Below are 1,500 nucleotides of genomic sequence, written 5' to 3'. Positions count from 1 at the left end.
CAGCAGTGTTCAGCGTAAATGTATCAGGAACTGTCCATGCAAGTGGAGTTTCGCGAGTGCGATCCGGGAAATCTGTGGATCTGGTTTGAGTTTGCCGAGCCGCCGGTCGAAGCTGAGCTGGAGTACCTCAACGAGGTGCTGGAGTCGTGGTACGTGTTGGGCAAACTGGGGGGATTTAACGCCGAGCGTCTGGTGGCCCAAGAGGCCGAGGTGGATCTGAGCTATCTGGAGTATCCCAACGAATCGGATCCCTTGCCTTCCCTGATGCACAACATGGGATCCCTGGAAGAGAAGGACAACTGGGCCCGCTGCTGGTTTGATCTGGGCACCGCCGATGCGATGGCGCTGGATGTGTTGATCAACGCCCTGCGCACCCTCAGCCTGGAATACATCGGCCTCAGCCGCGTGATTATCGGCGGGCAAAATGAGGATTGGCCAACGGCGGATCCGGAGGAGATGGATGACATGGATGACTACGATCTAAACGGCTATGTGCGGGATCACAGGGAGGAGGAAGGAGGGCTGGAATAGCGGGATCCCTGCCTACTCCAAGTAGCCCAGCTCTTGCATCTGCCGCACCAAGTCGGCATCGCTTTCCACATTCACCTTGCGAGGAGCCGTGCTAGGCCGCCGGGACTCTGCCCAGCTCACCCAGGCTCTCAGCCCATGCTGTAGGCGAGCCAGCCAAGCCTGGGGCCAGCCGGTCTCCACCGCCGACCCGTCGTGACAGCGTTGCGGATCAGCATCAGGGAGAGAGGAGACAGGATCCCCGTTGCCGACCCAAAGCAGATCCCGCAGCTCCGCCGGATCCTGCTCCAAGTTGTAGAGGCTGGGACGATCCCCCGTTTGGATGAGCTTGGTCATCCCCTCATAGAGGGCACGGCGGATGTCGTAACAGGCACGCGCCCGCAGCAGGCTGTCGTTACGGCTTTCCATAGCCCGAATGAGGAGGTGGGGCGGGAAGGCTTCGCTGAGCACTGTTCCCTGCTCGGGATCTTCCCCTGCCAAGGTGCGGGCCAAGCTGAGGCGGGCGACCTCGCGGCGGAGCTTGAGGCTGACACAGGGGGCACCGTTGGGGGAAAGGTTGGGGCTAAAGCCGGCAGCTTCCAGGAGGGTATGGAAGAGGCGGCGGGTGGAAACGGGGGTGGCAATGCGTTTTCCTGCCGGGAAGTGGCCGGGATAGCGCAGGATGAGGGGCACGCGGATCAGCTCTTCGTAGACCACAAAGGCGTGGCCGACGAAGTCGTGTTCTCCCAGGCCTTCGCCGTGATCGGCGACGATGGCCACCAGCGTGTTCTGCTCCAGGCCGGTGTGGCGCAGGGTGTCGAAGACGGATCCCAGTAGGTGATCTTGGTAGGCCACCTCAGCATCGTAGATATCCCGCAGCACCTGCGCTTGCAGTGGAGAAAGGGGCTGCGGCAGGGGCGCCATCCAGCGGTAGGGCTGGGCGTTGTATTGGCGCAAAAAGTCGCGGGCCTCGCGGTTGCTTTTGAAATAGGG

The 1,500-nt window shown here is 61.7% G+C and carries 2 protein-coding genes; one reads left to right on the top strand and one right to left on the bottom strand.

Going from position 1 to position 1,500, the window contains the following annotated elements; all coding sequences use genetic code 11:
* The first annotated feature begins 36 nt into the window (after positions 1-36).
* Positions 37-531, top strand: a complete 495-nt coding sequence (locus NW815_RS03875; protein WP_414343673.1) for a DUF3531 family protein — start codon at positions 37-39, stop codon at positions 529-531.
* Positions 532-543: 12 nt separating this feature from the next.
* Here the strand turns inward: NW815_RS03875 and NW815_RS03870 are convergent.
* Positions 544-1,500 (bottom strand): sulfatase (locus tag NW815_RS03870; protein ID WP_414415730.1); only part of this gene is annotated, 957 nt, incomplete at its 5' end.

The organism is Synechococcus sp. R6-7, from assembly GCF_047461695.1.
In the GTDB taxonomy this organism is placed as follows: Bacteria; Cyanobacteriota; Cyanobacteriia; order Thermostichales; family Thermostichaceae; genus Thermostichus.
The sequence above is the reverse complement of the archived record's forward strand: the minus strand, read 5'-3'. Positions and strand labels throughout refer to the sequence as shown.